Raw genomic sequence first — 18057 nt, forward strand, 5'->3', positions numbered from 1 at the left:
TGGAGCGGTACGTGACCAGCGTGACGGAGACCGGTGACGGTCAGGGCGCGTTCGACACGGAGGACGCTGCGGATGAAGCAATGGACTCCGGCGTTCCCGGCCCCACGGGGGCCGCCTCCCTGACCCGTCAGGCCAAGTACGCGCCAGGCGCGCAGGTCCGGGTCCGGGACGAGCAATGGCTGGTCAAAACCGTCACGCCGGTGGGTGACGAGGACTGGATGGTCGAGGCGACCGGAGTCTCCTCCTTCGTCCGCGGGACCGACGCCGTCTTCTACGACAAGCTCGACTACATCGAGGCCCTCGACCCGAAGAAAACCCTCCTGGTCCCGGACGACTCCCCGAACCACCGCAAGGCCCGCCTCTACCTGGAGGCGGTCATCCGCAAGACCGCGCTCCCGCAGACCGAGCACGGTCTCGCGCTGGCCGACAACTTCCTCATGGACCAGCAGACCCACCAACTGCGCCCCGCCGAGCTGGCCTTGTCCAAGGAGAATCCGCAGCCGCGGGTTCTGATCGCCGACGTGGTGGGGCTGGGCAAGACCCTGGAGATTGGCATCCTGCTCGCCGAGCTCATCCGCCGCGGGCGCGGCGAGCGCATTCTGGTGGTCACTCCGGCGCATGTCCTGGAGCAGTTCCAGCGCGAGCTGTGGACCCGCTTCTCCATCCCGTTGGTCCGCCTGGACTCCACCGGTATCCAGCGCATCCAGCGCGACATCCCGGCCGGCCGCAACCCGTTCGCGTATTTCAAGCGCGCGATCATCTCCGTGGACACCTTGAAGAGTGACGTCTACGCCCACCACCTGGAGAACTCCCACTGGGACGCGGTGGTCATCGACGAGTCGCACAACCTGGTCAACCGCGGCACCAAGAACAACGACCTCGCCCGCGCCTTGGCCGAGCACACCGACGCGCTGATCCTCGCCTCCGCGACTCCGCACAACGGTGCGACGGAGTCCTTCGCCGAGCTGATCCGGATGCTGGACAAGACGGCGATCGCGAACACGTCGGAGTACGACGTGAAGGACCTCGGCCACCTGTACATCCGGCGGACCAAGACCGACCGCGAGGTCCGTGACTCCCTCAAAGGCAAGTGGGCCGACCGCGGCCCGTCCCGGCCGGTGATCTGTGAGGCCGGGCCGAAGGAGCGGGCGGTCCTGGAGGAGCTCGCCGCACGGTGGACACCGCGCGATCCGGCCGCTTCTTCGGTGTGCGCGGACACGATGGTGGCCTACAACCTGCTGAAGTCGTTCCTGTCCTCGCACCGGGCTTTCCAGGACTCGGTCGTGGCACGGCGGAAGGTCCTGGAGGCTCCCCTCAAGGCCAGGAGGGGGCAGGATCCGGCGGCCCGCGAGGCCGAGCGCCGGATCGAGCGCGAGGCCATCGTGGAGCTGGAGCGCCTTGCCGCCGACATCGGCGACGACGACTCCGCGAAGCTCGACGCCCTGGTGCGCGAGCTGAAGGAGATCGGGGTGGGTCCGGGGTCGGACATGCGGGTCGTGGTCTTCTCAGAGCGCATCCCCACCTTGAAGTGGCTCGCTGAGGTTGTCCCGGCCAGGCTCGGTTTCCGGGCCGGTACCAAGCTTGAGGAGTCCGTGGCGGAGTCGAAGCCTTGGCTGGCCTACGGCGGCGCGGTCCAGGTCATGCACGGCGAGGCCAGCAACGAGGACGAGCAGAAGGACATCGTCTCCAAGTTCGGGCTGAAGACCGACCCGGTCCGCATCCTGTTCACCGGCGATGTCGCCTCCGAAGGCGTCAACCTGCACCAGCAGTGCCACCAGTTGATTCATTACGACCTTCCGTGGTCGCTGATCCGCATCGAGCAGCGTAACGGCCGTATCGACCGTTACGGACAGAGCAAGGCCCCTCAGTTCCGGGCCATGGTCCTCACCGGCGATGTGGAGTGGCGCACGGATGAGAAGGGCGAACCGCTGCATCTGGACGACCGCCTGGTGGGCTCCAAGCTTCTGGCCCGTGAGGAGGAGGCGCATCGGATCGAGGGCTCGGCGGAGGCCGTCACCGGTATCTACCGGGCAAAGGAGGAAGAGGACCGTCTGACGCGGGACTTGATCTCCGGACGGACGGTCGAGGAGTCCATCAAGAAGTCCAGCGGCGGCGCGAAGGCGATGCTCGGCCGGCTGATGGGCAATGTCGGTGCCAAGAAGCCGACCGACGACGTGCCCGTCGCCACGGTGCCGAGCCTGTTCGGCGCCGCAGGTTCCACGGCGGCCTACTTCGACGAGGCGTTGCGCCAGACGTACTTCCCCGACAAGCCGGAGAACGTGCTCAAGCTGCGCCGTGAGGGCGACGGCACGATCGCCTTCGAGCCGCCGCCGGATCTGGTGTACCGGCTGAAGTCGCTGCCCAAGTCGTACCTGACCGACCAGGGCATCCTGCCGACCGCTAAGAAGGAGGGCCGGCTGCGGCTCACCTTCGACAAGGGGCTCGCCGCCAAGCGTCTTGAGGTCGCCCGGGAGACCACCGAGAGCCAGTGGCCCAACGTCAGTTACGTGTCGGACGTCCATCCCGTCCTGGACTGGGTGACCGACAAGGCCCTGGCCGCCCTGCGCCACGACGAGGCGTTCGTTCTCGCCTTCGCCCCCGATCTCGAAGCGGCAGGGAAGCTCGACGAGCGGCTGCCGGCCGACCTGGCCGGTCCGGTGTATCTGGTCCAGGGCATCTACTCCAACGCGGTGGGCCGCCCTACCGTCGTGGAGTGGATGGCCGTCGTCGGCCTGCCCACCGCCCCGCGCGTTCTACGGATCGACGACGCCTTCCTCACCGCGTGCAAGGTCGGCCCGAAGATGCCCGGACGCGCCACCCCCGCCGACCGGGAGGGGCTCCAGACGCTGGTGCCGACGGCCGTCGACGCGGCGACCGTGTTCCTCACCGACCGGGCGGCGGAGTACAAGGAGGCGATCGACGCGGTGCTCGCCCCGTACGAGAAGCGGGTCGCCCAGTGGCAGCAGGACGCACTCTTCGCCGCCTCCACACGCTCGCAGAAGGCCAAGCAGGACGTGAACCTCACGGCGAGCCGTCGCAAGTCCATGATCCGGTCGCTGCGGACCTCCGGAGCGCCGATGCTGCGCCTGCTCGGTGTCCTTGAACCGCTGTCCGCGACGCCTGCTGGCGTCACCGATGTATCTGCTGCGCCTGTTGCCGGAGAGACGATCGCCTGATGAGTACCGACTTCGACTCCTTCTCCAACCGCGGCGAGTACCTGTCCGCGTTCTACTTCGCCGAGCAGCTCGGCGACGGCCTCAAGAAGGGGGTCTTCGCCACCTGGACCAACCGAGAGAGCGACGAGCACGACCCGCGCCCCACGCCGCGCGAGTCGGTGCGGGCACTGCGCTCGACGTACCTGGAGGAGAAGTACCGCGGCTTCTTCGCCGAGCAGGCCAAGGCCGACGAGCAAGACGACGAGTATCCGCACGCCACGGCCTTCGAGGCCCGCCTCAACACCTACGGGGACGAGGAGTGGTGCGAGCGCGTTCAGGACTGGCACCGGCAGGTACTCGCCGCGCTCGGCTTCCCCTCCGTCTCAGCGGAACCCACCGCACGGACCCTGACTGTGCACCGCGCCGGGCGCGAGCACGAGGTGACCGTGGCCTGGCACAGCGACGGCATCGTAGCCCTGGACTGTGGCTGGTCGGCGAGCAACGACACGGCACTTGACGCGGACGGGTACGGCCGCCTGCTCCACCCGCTGCGGGCGGGCAGCGGTGAGACTTACGAGACCGGGCAGGCGCTCGCCACCTGGTTGTTTCAGAGCGAGCTAGGTGAGGAGGGTGGAGCGGCCCCGCGGTTCGTACTGCTCCTGTGCGGCGGCGTCATCGTCCTCGCCGACCGGCATGCCTGGGGCGAGGGCCGCTACCTCTCCGCAAACCTCGACGCCGCTCTGGAGCGCAACGACCGCCGCCAGCACGGCGAACTCGCCACGATCGCAGGCCTGTTCAGCCACGACGTACTAGCACCGGCCGAGGACGGCAAACCGCCGGCCATCGACGCGCTGGTCAAGGCGTCCCGCGACAACGCGGTCGGCGTCTCCGGGGAGCTTCGCGAAGGACTCCAGAAGTCCGTCGAGATCATCGCCAACGCGGTCCTGGATCGCCTGGAGGACTCCGGGCTCTACCCGCGCGACATCGAGCGCCCGGACCTGTCGTTCGCCCGGCAGCTCACCCGGGAGTCGCTGCGCTACCTCTATCGAATTTTGTTCTTGTTGTATGCCGAGGCCCGCCCTGAACTGGGCATCCTGCCCGCCGACGACGGCTCCTACGAGGCTGGCTACTCGATGGCGCGCCTGCGTGAACTGGTTGAGCGCGACGAGCTGTTGACCGAGGAGACGGCTCGTAACGGATTCCATCTACACGCCTCGCTGGACGTCCTCTTCAAGAAGGTCAACAACGGCTACCGGCCCTATGGCACCGAGCCGAACGACGACCTGCCCGGCGACGACGAGGACACCCGTCGTCGGAAGGCGAAGTACCGGAGCGAGGACCGTGGACTGCGCTTCGAGCCCCTGCGCAGCGAGCTCTTCGAGCGTGGGTCCGTCCGCCTCATCGGCAACGAGACCCGCGACCCGCGCAGCGACGAGGACAACGAGCCGCGCTGGCTGGACCTGCGGCCGCGCAACAGCGCCCTGCACGAGGTGCTGCGTCTGCTGACCCTGAAGAAGGCCGAACGGGCCGGGGGCCGAGCGGGCTTTATCTCCTACCGCAACCTGGGCATCAACCAGCTCGGGGCCGTCTATGAGGGGCTGATGTCGTACACCGGCATCATCGCCGAGGAGGAGTTGTGCGAGGTCGCCAAGGGCGGCGACCCGGCGAAGGGCTCCTGGCTGGTGCCCTCGCAGCGGCTCAAGGAGTATCCCGAGAACACCTGGGTGACGTACGGCGACCGGGACGCGGTGAAGGGGCTGCGCGGCCCGAAGAAGTACCCGCCGGGCCGGTTCGTGTACCGCCTGGCGGGCCGTGACCGGGAGACGTCCGCCTCGTACTACACGCCCGAGTCGCTGACGAAGGTCACGGTCGAGCTGGCGCTCAAGCAGCGTCTCGACCAAGAGCGGGACGCCGACGGAAACGTCGTGAAGACGCGCGCCTCGGAGCTCCTCAAGTACCGGATCTGTGAGCCCGCGCTGGGCTCGGGGGCGTTCCTCAACGAGGCGATCAACCAGGTCGCCGAGGAGTACCTGCGGCGTCGGCAGGACGAGCTGGGTGTCTCCGTGCCGACGGGCGACGCGCTGACGGAGAAGCAGAAGGCCAAGGCGTACATCGCCCTGCACAACGCTTACGGAGTCGACCTCAACGCGACCGGCGTCGAGCTGGCCGAGGTCTCGATGTGGCTGAACACCATGCATCCCGGGATGCGGGCCCCATGGTTCGGGCTGCATCTGCGGCGCGGCAACTCGCTGATCGGCGGGCGGCGGGCCGTGTACGCGGCGGGGGACGTGTCCCCGCTGAAGGGCAAGGCCCCCTGGCTCAACGCCAAGCCGCTCGCGCCGGAACCGCTGCCGTTCCTGCAGGACGGGGCCGAGCAGCCGCTGCCGGACGGGGCGGTACACCAGTTCCTGCTGCCGACACCGGGGTGGGCGGCAGTCACGGGTGCGAGCGGCGACGCGAAGAAGCTGCTCGTGCAGCTGGCCGAGGGTGGGGTGAAGGATCTCGGGGAGTGGAAGAAGGGAATCCTGAAGACGCCGGCACGGCGGCTGAACAAGAAGACCGGCGAGCCGATCCTCGACCGGAAGTCCGGCGACGAGGCGGCCTCGCAATACACGCGGCTGCGGGATGCGGCGCGGCGGGCGGAGTTCCTGTGGTCGCTGGTCGTCAAGCGGATGGAGCTGTCGGAGCGGGAGATCGCCCGCAGCATCGACGTGTGGGGCGCGGATACGAAGGACGAGGAGTTTGCCTTCCTGCGGCGGTCCGAAGGCGACGGGGATAGTTCGGATGCCGCCGCCGTCCGGATGTCGAAGGAGAAGGTGTACGCGGACCTGTTCCGTGCGGCGGGAACCCCGTACTGGCGGCTCAAGCGCGTCATGGACGCGTGGTGCGCGCTGTGGTTCTGGCCAGTGGGCAAGGCAGGGCTGCTCGACGGGACAGACGACGCGTATGCGGGTGCGCCGGTGGTGGGGGGTGAGGGCGCGGGGAGTATCGGCGACTTGATCGAGGCGATGTCCGCGACGGTGGTGCCGCTGGGTGATGCGGCACCGCCCGTCGAGGCCGCATCGGAGACTGAGATCGGGGTGACCCCGCCTCCCTCCCCGCCCATGCCTACGAGCGCACCCCGCTTCGTGGAGAACACCATGCTCTTCGCTATGGAGGGCGACCAAATCTCGATGTCCGACATCGAGGCGTCCTCCGACGGCGTGGTCCACGTGGTGGTCAAGGAGGTCGGCCCGTCGAAGACGACGGTGAAGACCAGGAAGCAGCCCTCCCCCGATCTCTCCCGACCCGCCCGCCGGCCGCTCATCGCGCTGAAGGACCTCGACGACTGGCTGGACTTCCTGGAGGCCATGCTCGGCCGTGGACCGGTCCCGGACGCCGGATCGCTCATCGGGTCCCTCAACACCCTGGAGGAGCTCAGCGAGTACGAGCAGCTCATCCAGGACGAGACAGAGATGGACATGGACCAGTGGGAGCCGGAGGCACGCTTCCCCTGGATGGGAGCGGTACGCGACATCGCGGAGGACCAAGGGTTCCTGCACTGGGAGTTGGACTTCGCGCTGGCCTTCGCCGAGGGCGGAGGGTTTGACCTTCAGGTGGGGAACCCGCCGTGGGTGCGGCCGGAGTGGAAGGAGAACTCCGTCATCGCGGAGTTCGAGCCATGGTTCATGCTGACGGAGAAGCCACCGGCGGCGGAGAAACATCGGCGGCGGACGGCGGAACTGGCGAGGCCGAAGGTAGCGGCGTACGCGCTGGGTGCGGTGACGTCGACGGTCACGGTGGCGGACTATTTGGCGGCGCCGCAGGTATATCCGCTGATCGCAGGGAGCCAGCCGGACCTGTACCGGGCGTTCATGTGCCAGGTGTGGGCGCATACGGCGGGGTCCGGCTGCGCTGGGATGGTCCACCCCGACACGCATTTCAACGGGGACAAGGAGGCCGCGCTGCGGGAAGCTGCGTACCGCCGACTTCGAATGCACGGGGACTTCGTCAACTCGGGCAACCGCTTCTTCCCGCCGCCGGTCGGGCGGTCCAGCCACTTCGGCGTGCACATCTACGGCGAGTACGGGGAGATCGACTTCCAGCACCTGTCGTGGCTCTTCTCCGTAGACGCGTTCCGGCTCTCGGGCGCACACGACGGAAGCGGTGACGCACCAGGCGTCAAGTTCGACGGCGGCTGGGACGAGCGGGCACACCGGAAACGCGTCGTACGGGTCACCCCGCACACCTTGAGCAGGTGGCAGCGGCTGTCCGGCGAACAGGACGTCCCGGTCGAGCGGGCGCGCTTGCTGACGCCGGTAAGTACGGCGGAGGACCCCGCGATCGACGCGCTCGCCGCGTATCCGCTGCGGCTCGGGGCGCTTGACGCTCGGATCACTCGCGGCTTCGACGAGAGCGTGGCGAAGAAGTCGGTCTACGGGCCGAACGAGGATACGCCGCTCATCGACTACAACAAGGGGCAGAAGGACCGGGAGGACTACCAGGCGGACTCTTGGGAGGATGTCATCCTCAAGGGACCCCAGCTCGGGGTCGCTAACCCCTTCTTCAAGCAGCCCAGCCAGGGCGGTGGCGAGGTGCTCGGGCTCAACCATGTCGAGCTGGCGTTGGACGCGGTGCCTGAGTCGGAGTACCGGCGGGTGGCAGACCGGTCGACTTATCGCGGGGCTCAGGAGCGTTGGCTGGATCACACGGAGCTGGAGCGGCTGCGTGGATCTGACGAGGAGATCAAGGAGATGCGGGCACGACTTGCCGAGAAGCTGAAGTGTCTGCCGCGGGAGATCGAATATGACTCCGTAGACAAGGCGTTCGTCGCCAAGGCGACGAAGCCGTACACCTCCTTTTACCGGCTGGCGTGGCGAAACCAGATCGCCCCAGATACAGAGCGAGCTCTCTACACCGCGCTGTTGTCTCCTGGCCCTGCACATGTTGGTGGGCTTCGCAGCGCTGCCGCTGCTCGAAATATCGACACAGCATTGGCGTGCGGCATGTGGTCATCGATTCCGCTCGACTACTTCCTACGCACGATCAATGCCTCACATCTCCACGAAACTCGTTCGCAGACGCTTCCAGCCCCTCAGCGGGACCACCCCCTCGCCCCCGCCCTCCTCCTCCGCACCCTCCGCCTCAACTGCCTCACCACCGCCTACGCCGACCTCTGGCAGGAGCTCCACGACCCCACCTGGTCCGCCTACGAGCCCTGGGCCCGCCCCTGGCCGAACATGACGACCGATCTCCATGCCATCACCCCTACCTGGCAGCGCGACACCCCCCTCCGCACCGAGTACGCCCGCCGGGCCGCCCTCGTGGAGATCGACGCGCTCGTGGCTGTCTGGCTCGGCATCGACGCCGCCACGCTCGTCACCATGTACCGGGCCCGCTTCCCGATCATGCAGGACTTCGACTCGGTCACCTGGTTCGACTCCGCCGAGTGCAAGATCGCCGGGAACCGGTACACCTTCGGTCAGGGTCAGACCAGTGACCACTGGAAGGCCTTCGAGAAGTACCAGGCCGCCGAGAAGAACGACGCCCTTTCCGAGGCCGAGAAGCACCCCGTCCCCGACGGCTACACCGCCCCCTTCTACAAGGCCGACCGCGAGACCGAGATGCGCGAGGCCCACGCCTACTTCCAGAAGCGTCTCGACGCCGCCGTCGAGGCCGGTCAGTGGGACCCGGTCACGCAGGAGGTACCGAAGCCGTGAGGCCGACGCTCGAGGCGCAGGGACTCAAGGAGAGCCTGCTGCAGTACCTGTCCACCACCTACGCGCTGACCGACGAGGGCGCGCGGCAGGCGCTGCACCGGTTCCTGGGGGACGAGAACTCCGGGATGTTCCGGGGGCCGTTCCACCGCCTGCGCACGCCGTTCGTCGCGGCCGACGCGTCCTGGACCAGGTACCTGGACTGGCGTCGGACCGACGGCTGGACACCGTACGCGCACCAGGCGAAAGCCTTCGAGCGGCTGTCCTCGGCGGGCGGCCGTACGCCGAAGCCCACGCTGGTGACGACCGGTACCGGCTCCGGCAAGACGGAGTCGTTCCTCTATCCCGTACTGGACCACTGCGCCCGCGAGCGGGCGGTCGGCCGGGCTGGGGTCAAGGCCGTACTCCTCTACCCAATGAATGCGCTCGCCACCGACCAGGCCCAACGCATCAACGAACTTCTGTGTGAACACGAGGCGTTGAAGAAGGTGAGGGCCGGTCTCTACATCGGCGACAAGGCGGCGACGCACTACGACCGGGTGTACACGCGCCGGTCGGACATGCAGATCTCGCCGCCCGACATCCTGATCACGAACTACAAGATGCTGGACCTTCTGCTCCAGCGGGCCCAGGACGGCCCGCTGTGGGCGGACGCGGACATCCGGTACGTGGTCGTGGACGAGTTCCACACCTACGACGGTGCGCAGGGCACGGACGTCGCGATGCTTCTGCGCCGCCTCGCCTCGGCGGTCGGGGTGGCGGAGAAGGGCCGTCCGTTGGGGCGGATCTGCCCGGTGGCGACCTCGGCAACGCTCGCCTCCGACAGCACGGACCAAGACGGGGTCCGCCAGCTGCTCGACGTCGCGACGCAGGTGTTCGGTACGGAGTTCGACGCGTCCTCGATCGTCGGGGAGCACCGGCAGACGGTGGACGAGTTCGTGCCGCCGAGCGGCTTCGATCCGATGCTGCCGATCCCGGTCCCGGACGAGTTGGCCACCCTCCCTGACCCCTCACTCGGCGAGGAGGAGTTCCTCGCGCTCGTCGAGGCCGTCACCGGCACCCGTGAGACCGACCCGCTCGTGCTCGGTGGCCTGCTGAAGAAGCACATGCTGACCTCGGCGGTGATGCACGCTCTGGACGGGCAGGTGCGGACCGTGCCCGAGGTGCTGGACCTGATGTGGCGGCGGGGCGCGTTCTCCTGGGGGCAGGCGATCACCCGGCAGCCGGAGGTGGCGGCGTCCGCCCTCGCCCGGCTCTTGGCGCTGCTCTCGGTGGCTCGTGATCCGGCCTCCACGCCCGAGCGGCCGCGGCCCTTCGTGCAGGTCGAGGTGCATCAGTGGGCGCGGTCGGTGTCGCGGGTCGTGCGCGGTGTGCTGCCGTGGCCCAAGGCCGAGTTCCAGTGGGACTCGGCCGGTTCCGCCCACCACTCGGGCGAGCAGCCGGCCCGTACCGCCCCGGTGACGACGGCGACCGCGGGCGCGGCCGCGAACCTGTTTCTGCCCGCTGTCTACTGCCGTGACTGTGGCCGTTCGGGCTGGGCGGTGTTCTCCCCGGAGACCGACGACGCGGACGTACAGGTCGACACGCACAAGATCCGGCGTGCCTCGGTCAGCCAGGACAAGATGCGTGTCCGGAACCTGATAGCGGCCACCGAGAAGGAGTCCCAGGAGGGCTCCGGTGCCGCCCTGATGGACGAGGCCGGGCGCGGTGCGGGCCGGGGCAGCACCGCCCTCGCGGCCACCAACGCCGGGCAGTTGCGTGTACTGGACGGGCCGAAGCGCCGCCTGCGGCTGCCCGACCCGGTCGAGGACTACGACCAGGAGACCGGCGCGCCCCGGTTGGCGGGCTCCGACTCAGCCTTCGTCCTCGTCTACCTCGGGGACACCGCGACCACCGCCGCAGAGGACGACTGGTGTCCGGCCTGCGGCTCGCACAACGCGATCCGCTTCCTCGGTACCGGTGCCGCTGCCCTCGCCGCGGCCTCGGTCACCCAGCTGTTCACCGGCGGCGAGATGGACCGGGCGCAGGGTGAGGACAAGACCCTGATGTTCAACGACTCGGTGCAGGATGCCGCACACCGGGCCGGGTTCGTGGCCAGCCGCTCGTACACCTTCTCCCTGCGCGCACTGTTCAAGAAGCATCTGTCGGAGGAGACGCCGACCGCGCTGCACGACCTGATCGCCGACGTGGTCGCGGCGACCACCGACCGCGAGACCCTTGCCGCCGTCGTCCCCACCGACCTGCACGACTTCAAGGGCGTCAAGCGGCTCCTGTCCGGTCAGGGGCGAGGCGGGGACAAGAAGACCTGGGAGCTGATCGGCGAGCGCTTCGCGTTCGAGGCGCTGATGGAGTTCGGCTTCCGCTCCCGCAACGGCCGCACCCTGGAGCTCACCCGCACCGCCGCCGCCCACGTGCGCATCGAGGACCCCGCCGCCGCGATCGCCCTGGTCAAAGCCGCGCACACCGAGCCGTACGGGCACGGCGGCGGGCTGCCGGTCATCGAGCAGGACGACGCCCGCTACCTCGGGTTCCTGCGGATCTTCCTGGAGCGGCTGCGGACCCGTGGCGCGATCGGTCACAAGTGGCTGGAGGGGTACCTCTCGGAGGCCGGTACCAGCCGGTACTTCATCTGGGGCAAGCGGCCTCCCGGTATGCGTGCCTTCCCCAAGGGCATCGCGGCCCCGGTGTTCCTGCTCAGCGCACCCAAGACGAAGAGCGAGTTCGACTTCGCGACCGGCCGTCTCTCCTGGTATGAGCGGTGGGCACAGCGCACGCTCGGGCTGCCGCGGGAGCAGGCCGCGGAGTTCTGGGCGCGGCTCCTGCCCGCGCTGGTCGAGGCGGGCCTGCTCTCGGTGCGCACTCCGACCGACAGCAGCCTGCGCGTCTTCGGTCTGAAGCCTGGCGCGATCGACGTACAGCTGTTGAAGGACGCCGAGGTGAACGAGGCGTTTGTCCGCTGCCCGGACTGCTTCTGGGAGCAGACCGTCCACCCCGGCCTGCTCGCGCAGTGGGACGGGCAGCGCTGCCCGTCCTACCGCTGCCGCACCGGCATCCTCGTCGCGGGCGACCGGCCCGAAGGGCTCGGCAAGCACCAGCGGGACCGTAACTACCGCGAGGACTACTACCGCAGGCTGTACCGGAAGGCGGGCACGTACCAGGTCATCACGGCCGAGCACACGGGCATGCTGACCCGGCCGGAGCGGGAGCGGGTCGAGGCGGCGTTCAAGGACGGCAGCGGGTTCAAGGATCCCAACGTGCTGTCCTGTACGCCGACGCTCGAAATGGGCATCGACATCGGCGACCTGTCGGCCGTCGTGCTCGCCGCGCTGCCCAGGCGCGCTGCCAACTACGCCCAGCAGGTGGGCCGGGCAGGGCGCCGTACCGGAAATGCGTTCCTGCTGACCATCCCCGACCGCAGCCGCCGAGACCTGTACTACCTGGAGCAGCCGCGCGACATGATCGCCGGGCAGATCGTGCCGCCTGGCAGTCACCTGTCGGCCATCGAGATCCTGCGCCGCCAGTACCTCGCACACCTCCTCGACCTCGCCGCGCGGGGCCGGCTGTCGCGCACTGACGGCCGTCCGCTACCCGCAGTCGTACGGGACGCTCCGGCCCTCTTCGGCCCGTCCGGATACCTCGCCGATCTCGTCGAAGCGGCGCTCGCGGACGCCTCGAACCTGGTCGAGGGGTTCCTGGACCTATTTCCCGTCGGCGTCAACGAGCAGTCCGCCGACGACCTGCGGGCCTTCGCCGGGCGTGGGCTGCGCAGCGCGGTGGAGCGGGCCGAGCGACAGTGGCTCCACGCCGAGGAGGTGCTGCGGCGGCGACTGCGGTACATCGCGGAGGCCCGCGACGAACTCCACGACACCGAGGACGAACAGCGCGACCGTAAGGCCGAACTCGACGCCGAACACCGGGCGCTCGGCAAGCGCTTGAGCAAGCTCGGGCTCATCACCGCCCAGCAGGCCCTGTGTGATCTCGGACTGCTGCCTAACTACGCGCTCATCGACTCCGTCACCACCCTCAACGCGACGCTGTACTGGGTCGACGGTATGGATCCGAACACCGGCCGGGACCGCTTCGACTCCAAGATCCGCTCCTACGACCGGCCCCGGCGCTACGCCCTGTCCGAACTCGCTCCCGGCAACACGTTCTACGTGAACGGCTACAAGCACGAGATCACCGGCATCGACATCGGCAGCCCCTCTCAGCCGGACTGGAAGGCCTGGCGGTTCTGCCAGGAGTGCGGCTACGTCCGTACCGAGGACGCCAAGGACGACCGCTCGCCATGCCCGCGCTGCGGCAGCGCCGGGATCGCGGACGACGGTTCCTGCCTGCACCAGGTCATCGAGCCCACGACCGTCACCTCCCGCGACAAGCGCGAGGACGCCCGTATCGGCGACGATAAGGACGACCGGGAACAGCGCTACTACACCGTCATCGACGCGGTGGACATCCCCCGGGAGGAAATCAAGCACGGCGCGTCCTGGCGGCACGCCCACCACACCTTCGGCGTCGACTACTGCCGCAAAGCGGTAATCCGCCGCATCAACGTCGGCCCGATGCGTTTCGACAGCCAGACCGAGGACGAGCTCGCCGGGCAGGATGTCCGCATGGCCCCGTTCCACGTGTGCACCGCGTGCGGGGCGGCGAGCGCCGATGGCAAGCCGGTCTTCGACCACGCCATCGACGCCTTGGACTCCTCGGCCGCCCACAACCCGAAGGTCAAGCACCACCAGCCGTGGTGCCCGCTGCGGCGTGGGAAGAAGGCCGCTACCGTGCCCCAGCAGCCGGTGCTCCTCGCCCACCAGTTGAACACCGAGGCGCTGCGGGTGCTCCTGCCGGCGGCTACCGTGCTCGTCGAGGAGAAGATCTACTCCTTCAAGGCCGCACTGCGGCTCGGCGTCGACCGCCAGTTCGGCGGCGACCCCGCGCACCTGGACACCACGCTGGCCCGGATGCCCGACCAGGCCACCGGCGAGAAGCGCCACTTCCTGGTGCTCTTCGACCGGCTCCCCGGCGGCACTGGATATCTGGACCGGCTGACCGACCCCGGCGACTTCAAGGAAATGCTCCTCAAGGCTCGTGCCGCGCTCCTCGAATGCCCCTGTCAGGACGAGGGCCTGCGGGCCTGCCACCGCTGTCTGCACCGCTACACCGAAGAACGCCACCAGGACGTCGTCTCACGCCACGAGGCCCTGGAAATCCTCGGCGACCTCCTCGGCCCGGTCGACGAGAACGGCGAGCCGCTGCGCGACGCCGACGGTAACCCCGTCGACGGGTGGGCGGTCACCAAGGTGGCGTCCACCGAACTGATCGGCCTGGACAAGCAGGTCGAGTCCGACCTAGAGGCCCGCTTCCTGGCCGCCCTGCGCAAGTGGAGCGAGAACCAGGACGACGCCGCACTCGACGAGAGTGGAACGAACAGCGGATACCTCCGCTTCACCGGTCCCACGGCCAGTGCGGGAGAGGCCGCCGATACCGATTCCGTACGCTCGACCGGCTGGCGGCTCACCGCCCAGCGCAGCATGGAGCACACCCGCACCGACTTCACCTTTGAATCCACCGACGGCCCCCGCCGACTCGTCACCGTCTACCTCGACGGCCACAGGTACCACGCGAGCCGCAAGCACAATCGGATCGCGCCCGACTGCACCAAGCGCAACCAGCTGCGGGCCGACGGGCACATCGTCTTCCAGATCACCTGGGACGACCTGGAGCTCTTCGAAAAAGGCGACGCCGCCAAGGCGCAGCCGGTGTGGCCGCCTTATCGGCGCATCGGCCAGGACACCGCCAAGGAGTGGTATGAGGAGCTGGGCGGCGACCGCGCCCACTACTCGGCCGCTGTGTTCGCCAACCCCATCGACACGCTCCTCGCCTACCTGCGCCAGCCCTCCCGTACCGCATGGGGGCGGCGGGCCAAGGCGTTGGTCGGCGGGCTGATGAGCATGCCGGAGCCGCTCGTACAGCAGGCCGACGGGGGCCAGGCACGCGAAGCCGTACGGGCCGCACTCACCGCCCTCGGCCGCGGTCAGGAGCCGGGGCCGGAAGCCGGGGAAGGCGACGGAGAGATCCTCGTCCTGCACGCCGTGGACGAAAACGGGCTGCCGCTGATCTACACCGTGGACGCCTCCGGCCAGGAGCCGGGCTGGAGCGCCATCGCCGTACTCGACGACCGCACCGAGAACCTGGGCACCACCGAACACAAGCTGATGTGGCGGTCCTGGCTGTACTGGTCGAACCTGCTGCAGTTCCTGGCCTTCGCCGGCGGCGATGGCATCCAGCTCGCGAGCAGCCAGGCCGCCGACTACCCGGTGGAAGTCCTCACCATCAGCGGCGGCGTCGGCGAACTCGAATCGCTGATCGTCCAGCGGAACCCGGCTGCCGACGAGGTGAGTTCTGTGGCGGACAGCCGCACCGCGGTACTCGCCGATGCGGCCGACGCCGAATCGACGGAAGAGACCTCCCTGGAGAAGATGGTCGCCGGCGTCCTGCGGGACCGGACCTGGGACGAGGACATCCTCGAGCTCCTGGAAGAGGACGAACCGGAATCCGACCTCACCCGGCTGGCCAAGAAGATCGCCGCCAAGGGCAAGAAGGCGCCTGTCTTCGGTTACGAACTGGGCGAACGCGGCTGGCAGACGGACTTCGCCTGGGACGACTCCCAAATCAAGATCGCCGTCGTCGTGGCGCCGGACACACACGGATCACAAGCCGAAGAAGAGCGCCGCAAACGCGACGAGGCCTACGCCGCCGACGGCTGGACCGTACGTACCGCCACCGACTGGCTCGACCACCTCGACACCCTCCTGACACTCCTCCCCGACACGGAAGGCTCCCACTCCTGATGACCGCCCGGCTCAGCCTGTACGAAAAGGCCGAACACGAGCTGTACAAGCTCGACCGCTCGGTCAAGGGAAAGTTCTACGACTTCTGCCACCGATTCCGGCAGAACCCCGACCACCCCGGCCTCGACCTCAAGCCCCTCAAGGGCGACGGACGGGTCTTCCGTGCCAAGATCGACCAGTCCTACCGCGCCCTCCTCGCCAAGGCCGGCGTGGACGAGCACGGCCAGGAACGGTGGCTCGTCGTCGCGGTACGCCACCGCAAGCACGTCTACGAAGAACTCTCCGTCGCGATCAACCGCGTCACCGGTGAGATCGAGTTCGTCGACCTGTCCGTCGTCGGGCAGAGCGTGCTGCAGCGCGCCGGCGTCACCCTCACCCCGGTCGACCCGACGCCCGAGGCCGAGCTCCAGCAGCCGGCACCGACCCCGGAGGTTCACGAGTCGATCGCCGTAGAGCCCGCCGCACCGCTCCTCTCCGGGATCACCGGCGAGAACCTGCGGTCACTCGGCGTCGCGGCACAGCTCATCGACCTCGCACTCGCCGTCACCGAGAGCGGCGAGCTCGACCAGCTGGTCTCCGGCGCCCCGCTCCTGACCAAGGACATCCTCTACGGCCTGGCCGCCGGGATGTCCATCGACGAGGTCCGGCGCGAGATCACGGCCCCCGTCGAGGTCGAACTCGCCGACACCGAACGTGACGACCTCGGCGCGGCACTGGCCCGCACCACCGTCACCACCATCGACGACGACCTCCGCGTCGTACTGGAGGAAGGCGACTTCCGGGCCTGGAAGGTCTTCCTCCACCCTGCCCAGGCCAAGCTCGTCGACCGCCGCTACAACGGTCCCGCCCGGGTCTCCGGCGGCCCCGGAACCGGCAAGACGATCGTCGCCCTCCACCGGGTCAAGCACCTGGCCCAGCAGCTCCCTCCCGGCCACAACAAGCCCATCCTGCTCACCACCTTCACCACCAACCTCACCGTCGACCTCCGCGCCCGCCTCTCCTCCCTCCTCGAACCCGACCTCGTCGCCCGCGTCGAAATCACCAACATCGACAAGCTCGCGGCCCGCGTCCTGAACGAGAACTCACTCAGCGGCACCGGCAAGCAGCGCATCTACGACAGCGTCGCGATCGGCATCCTCCAGCACCTCCTGTTCGAACTCGACGAGAAGCGCTGGGAGCCCGAGTTCCTCTACGAGGAATGGGAACAGGTGATCCTCGGCCAGTCGCTCGGCAACCGCAAGGCGTACTTCGAGGCCCGCCGCGCAGGCCGCGGCCGGTCCGTCAACCGCCCCGAACGCGCCCAGATCTGGAAGATCCTCGAGCAGTTCACCGCCCGCCTCGACAAGGAGAACCGCGAAACCTGGGGCCAGGCAGCCGAACGCGCGGCCCGCTTCGAGATGGAACGCGCCGCCAAGATCAAGGCCAGGCAGGACCGTAAGGACGAGGTCGGCGGCAAGGACCTCATCCACCGCGACGACAGCTCCGGCATGCGCTACATCGCCCACCGCTACCAGCACGTCGTCGTCGACGAGGCCCAGGATCTGCGCCCCGCTCACTGGAAGATGCTCCGCGCCATGGTCGCCCCCGGCCCCGACGACATGTTCATCGCCGGCGACACCTACCAGCGCATCTACGACCAGCAGGTCACCCTCGGCACCGTCGGCGTCAACATCCGCGGCCGCTCCTCCCGCCTCACCCTCAGCTACCGGACCACCAAGGAGATCCTCGCCCGCGCGATGCAGGTCGTCGATGCCAAGGGCAACGCCCCCGCCTACGACGACCTCGACGACGGCACCGACACCCTCGCCGGCTACCGCTCAGTCCTTCGCGGCCCTATCCCCGAACTCGCCCCCTGCGACACCTGGGACGACGAACTCACCCAACTCGCCACCACCCTCCACGCCTGGCGCGAGGAACTCACCTCCGGCGACGGCGGCAACAACCCGCGCCGCGACCCCCGCGGCAACATCGCTGTCTGCGTCGCCGACCGCGACTCCGTCAACCAGGTCATGTACTACCTCGCCACCGAGGCCGGCATCACCGTAGCCGAACTCACCAAGGACGGCGTCAAGGGCGACGGCGAAGTCCACGTCGGCACCATGCACCGCTTCAAGGGCCTCGAATACCAGAAGCTCGCCATCGTCGGCGCCCGCGACGGCGTCATCCCCCGCACCACAGTCATCGACCGCTACCGCGAATCCGACCCCCAGCGCTACGCCCGCGAGGAACGCAAGGCCCGCTCCCTCCTCTTCGTCGCCGCCACCCGCGCCCGAGACACCCTCCGCATCAGCTGGCACGGGACCTCGAGCCCTTATATTTCCCAATAGTGAAGGAGACGTCGGCAGCGTCCACACCGGT

General features: G+C 68.6%; 4 protein-coding genes. All 4 read left to right on the forward strand.

Annotated elements, in window-relative coordinates; translation table 11 throughout:
* Positions 1-11 precede the first annotated feature (11 nt).
* The 4 genes from P8A20_RS06970 to P8A20_RS06985 are packed head-to-tail and all read left to right on the forward strand — an operon-like array spanning position 12 to position 18026.
* Positions 12-3176, forward strand: coding sequence for an SNF2-related protein (locus tag P8A20_RS06970; RefSeq protein ID WP_306103079.1), 3165 nt, complete (start codon positions 12-14; stop codon positions 3174-3176).
* Positions 3176-8854: a hypothetical protein gene (locus P8A20_RS06975; protein WP_306103080.1), complete on the forward strand. Its 5679-nt coding sequence runs from the start codon at positions 3176-3178 to the stop codon at positions 8852-8854. Before P8A20_RS06970 ends, P8A20_RS06975 begins: the two co-directional genes overlap by 1 nt.
* Positions 8851-15699, forward strand: a complete 6849-nt coding sequence (locus P8A20_RS06980) for a DEAD/DEAH box helicase (protein WP_306103081.1) — start codon at positions 8851-8853, stop codon at positions 15697-15699. Before P8A20_RS06975 ends, P8A20_RS06980 begins: the two co-directional genes overlap by 4 nt.
* Positions 15699-18026: a UvrD-helicase domain-containing protein gene (locus P8A20_RS06985; protein ID WP_306103082.1), complete on the forward strand. Its 2328-nt coding sequence runs from the start codon at positions 15699-15701 to the stop codon at positions 18024-18026. Before P8A20_RS06980 ends, P8A20_RS06985 begins: the two co-directional genes overlap by 1 nt.
* Positions 18027-18057 lie beyond the last annotated feature (31 nt).

The sequence above is a fragment of the Streptomyces sp. Alt3 genome (assembly GCF_030719215.1).
GTDB lineage: Bacteria > Actinomycetota > Actinomycetes > Streptomycetales > Streptomycetaceae > Streptomyces > Streptomyces glycanivorans.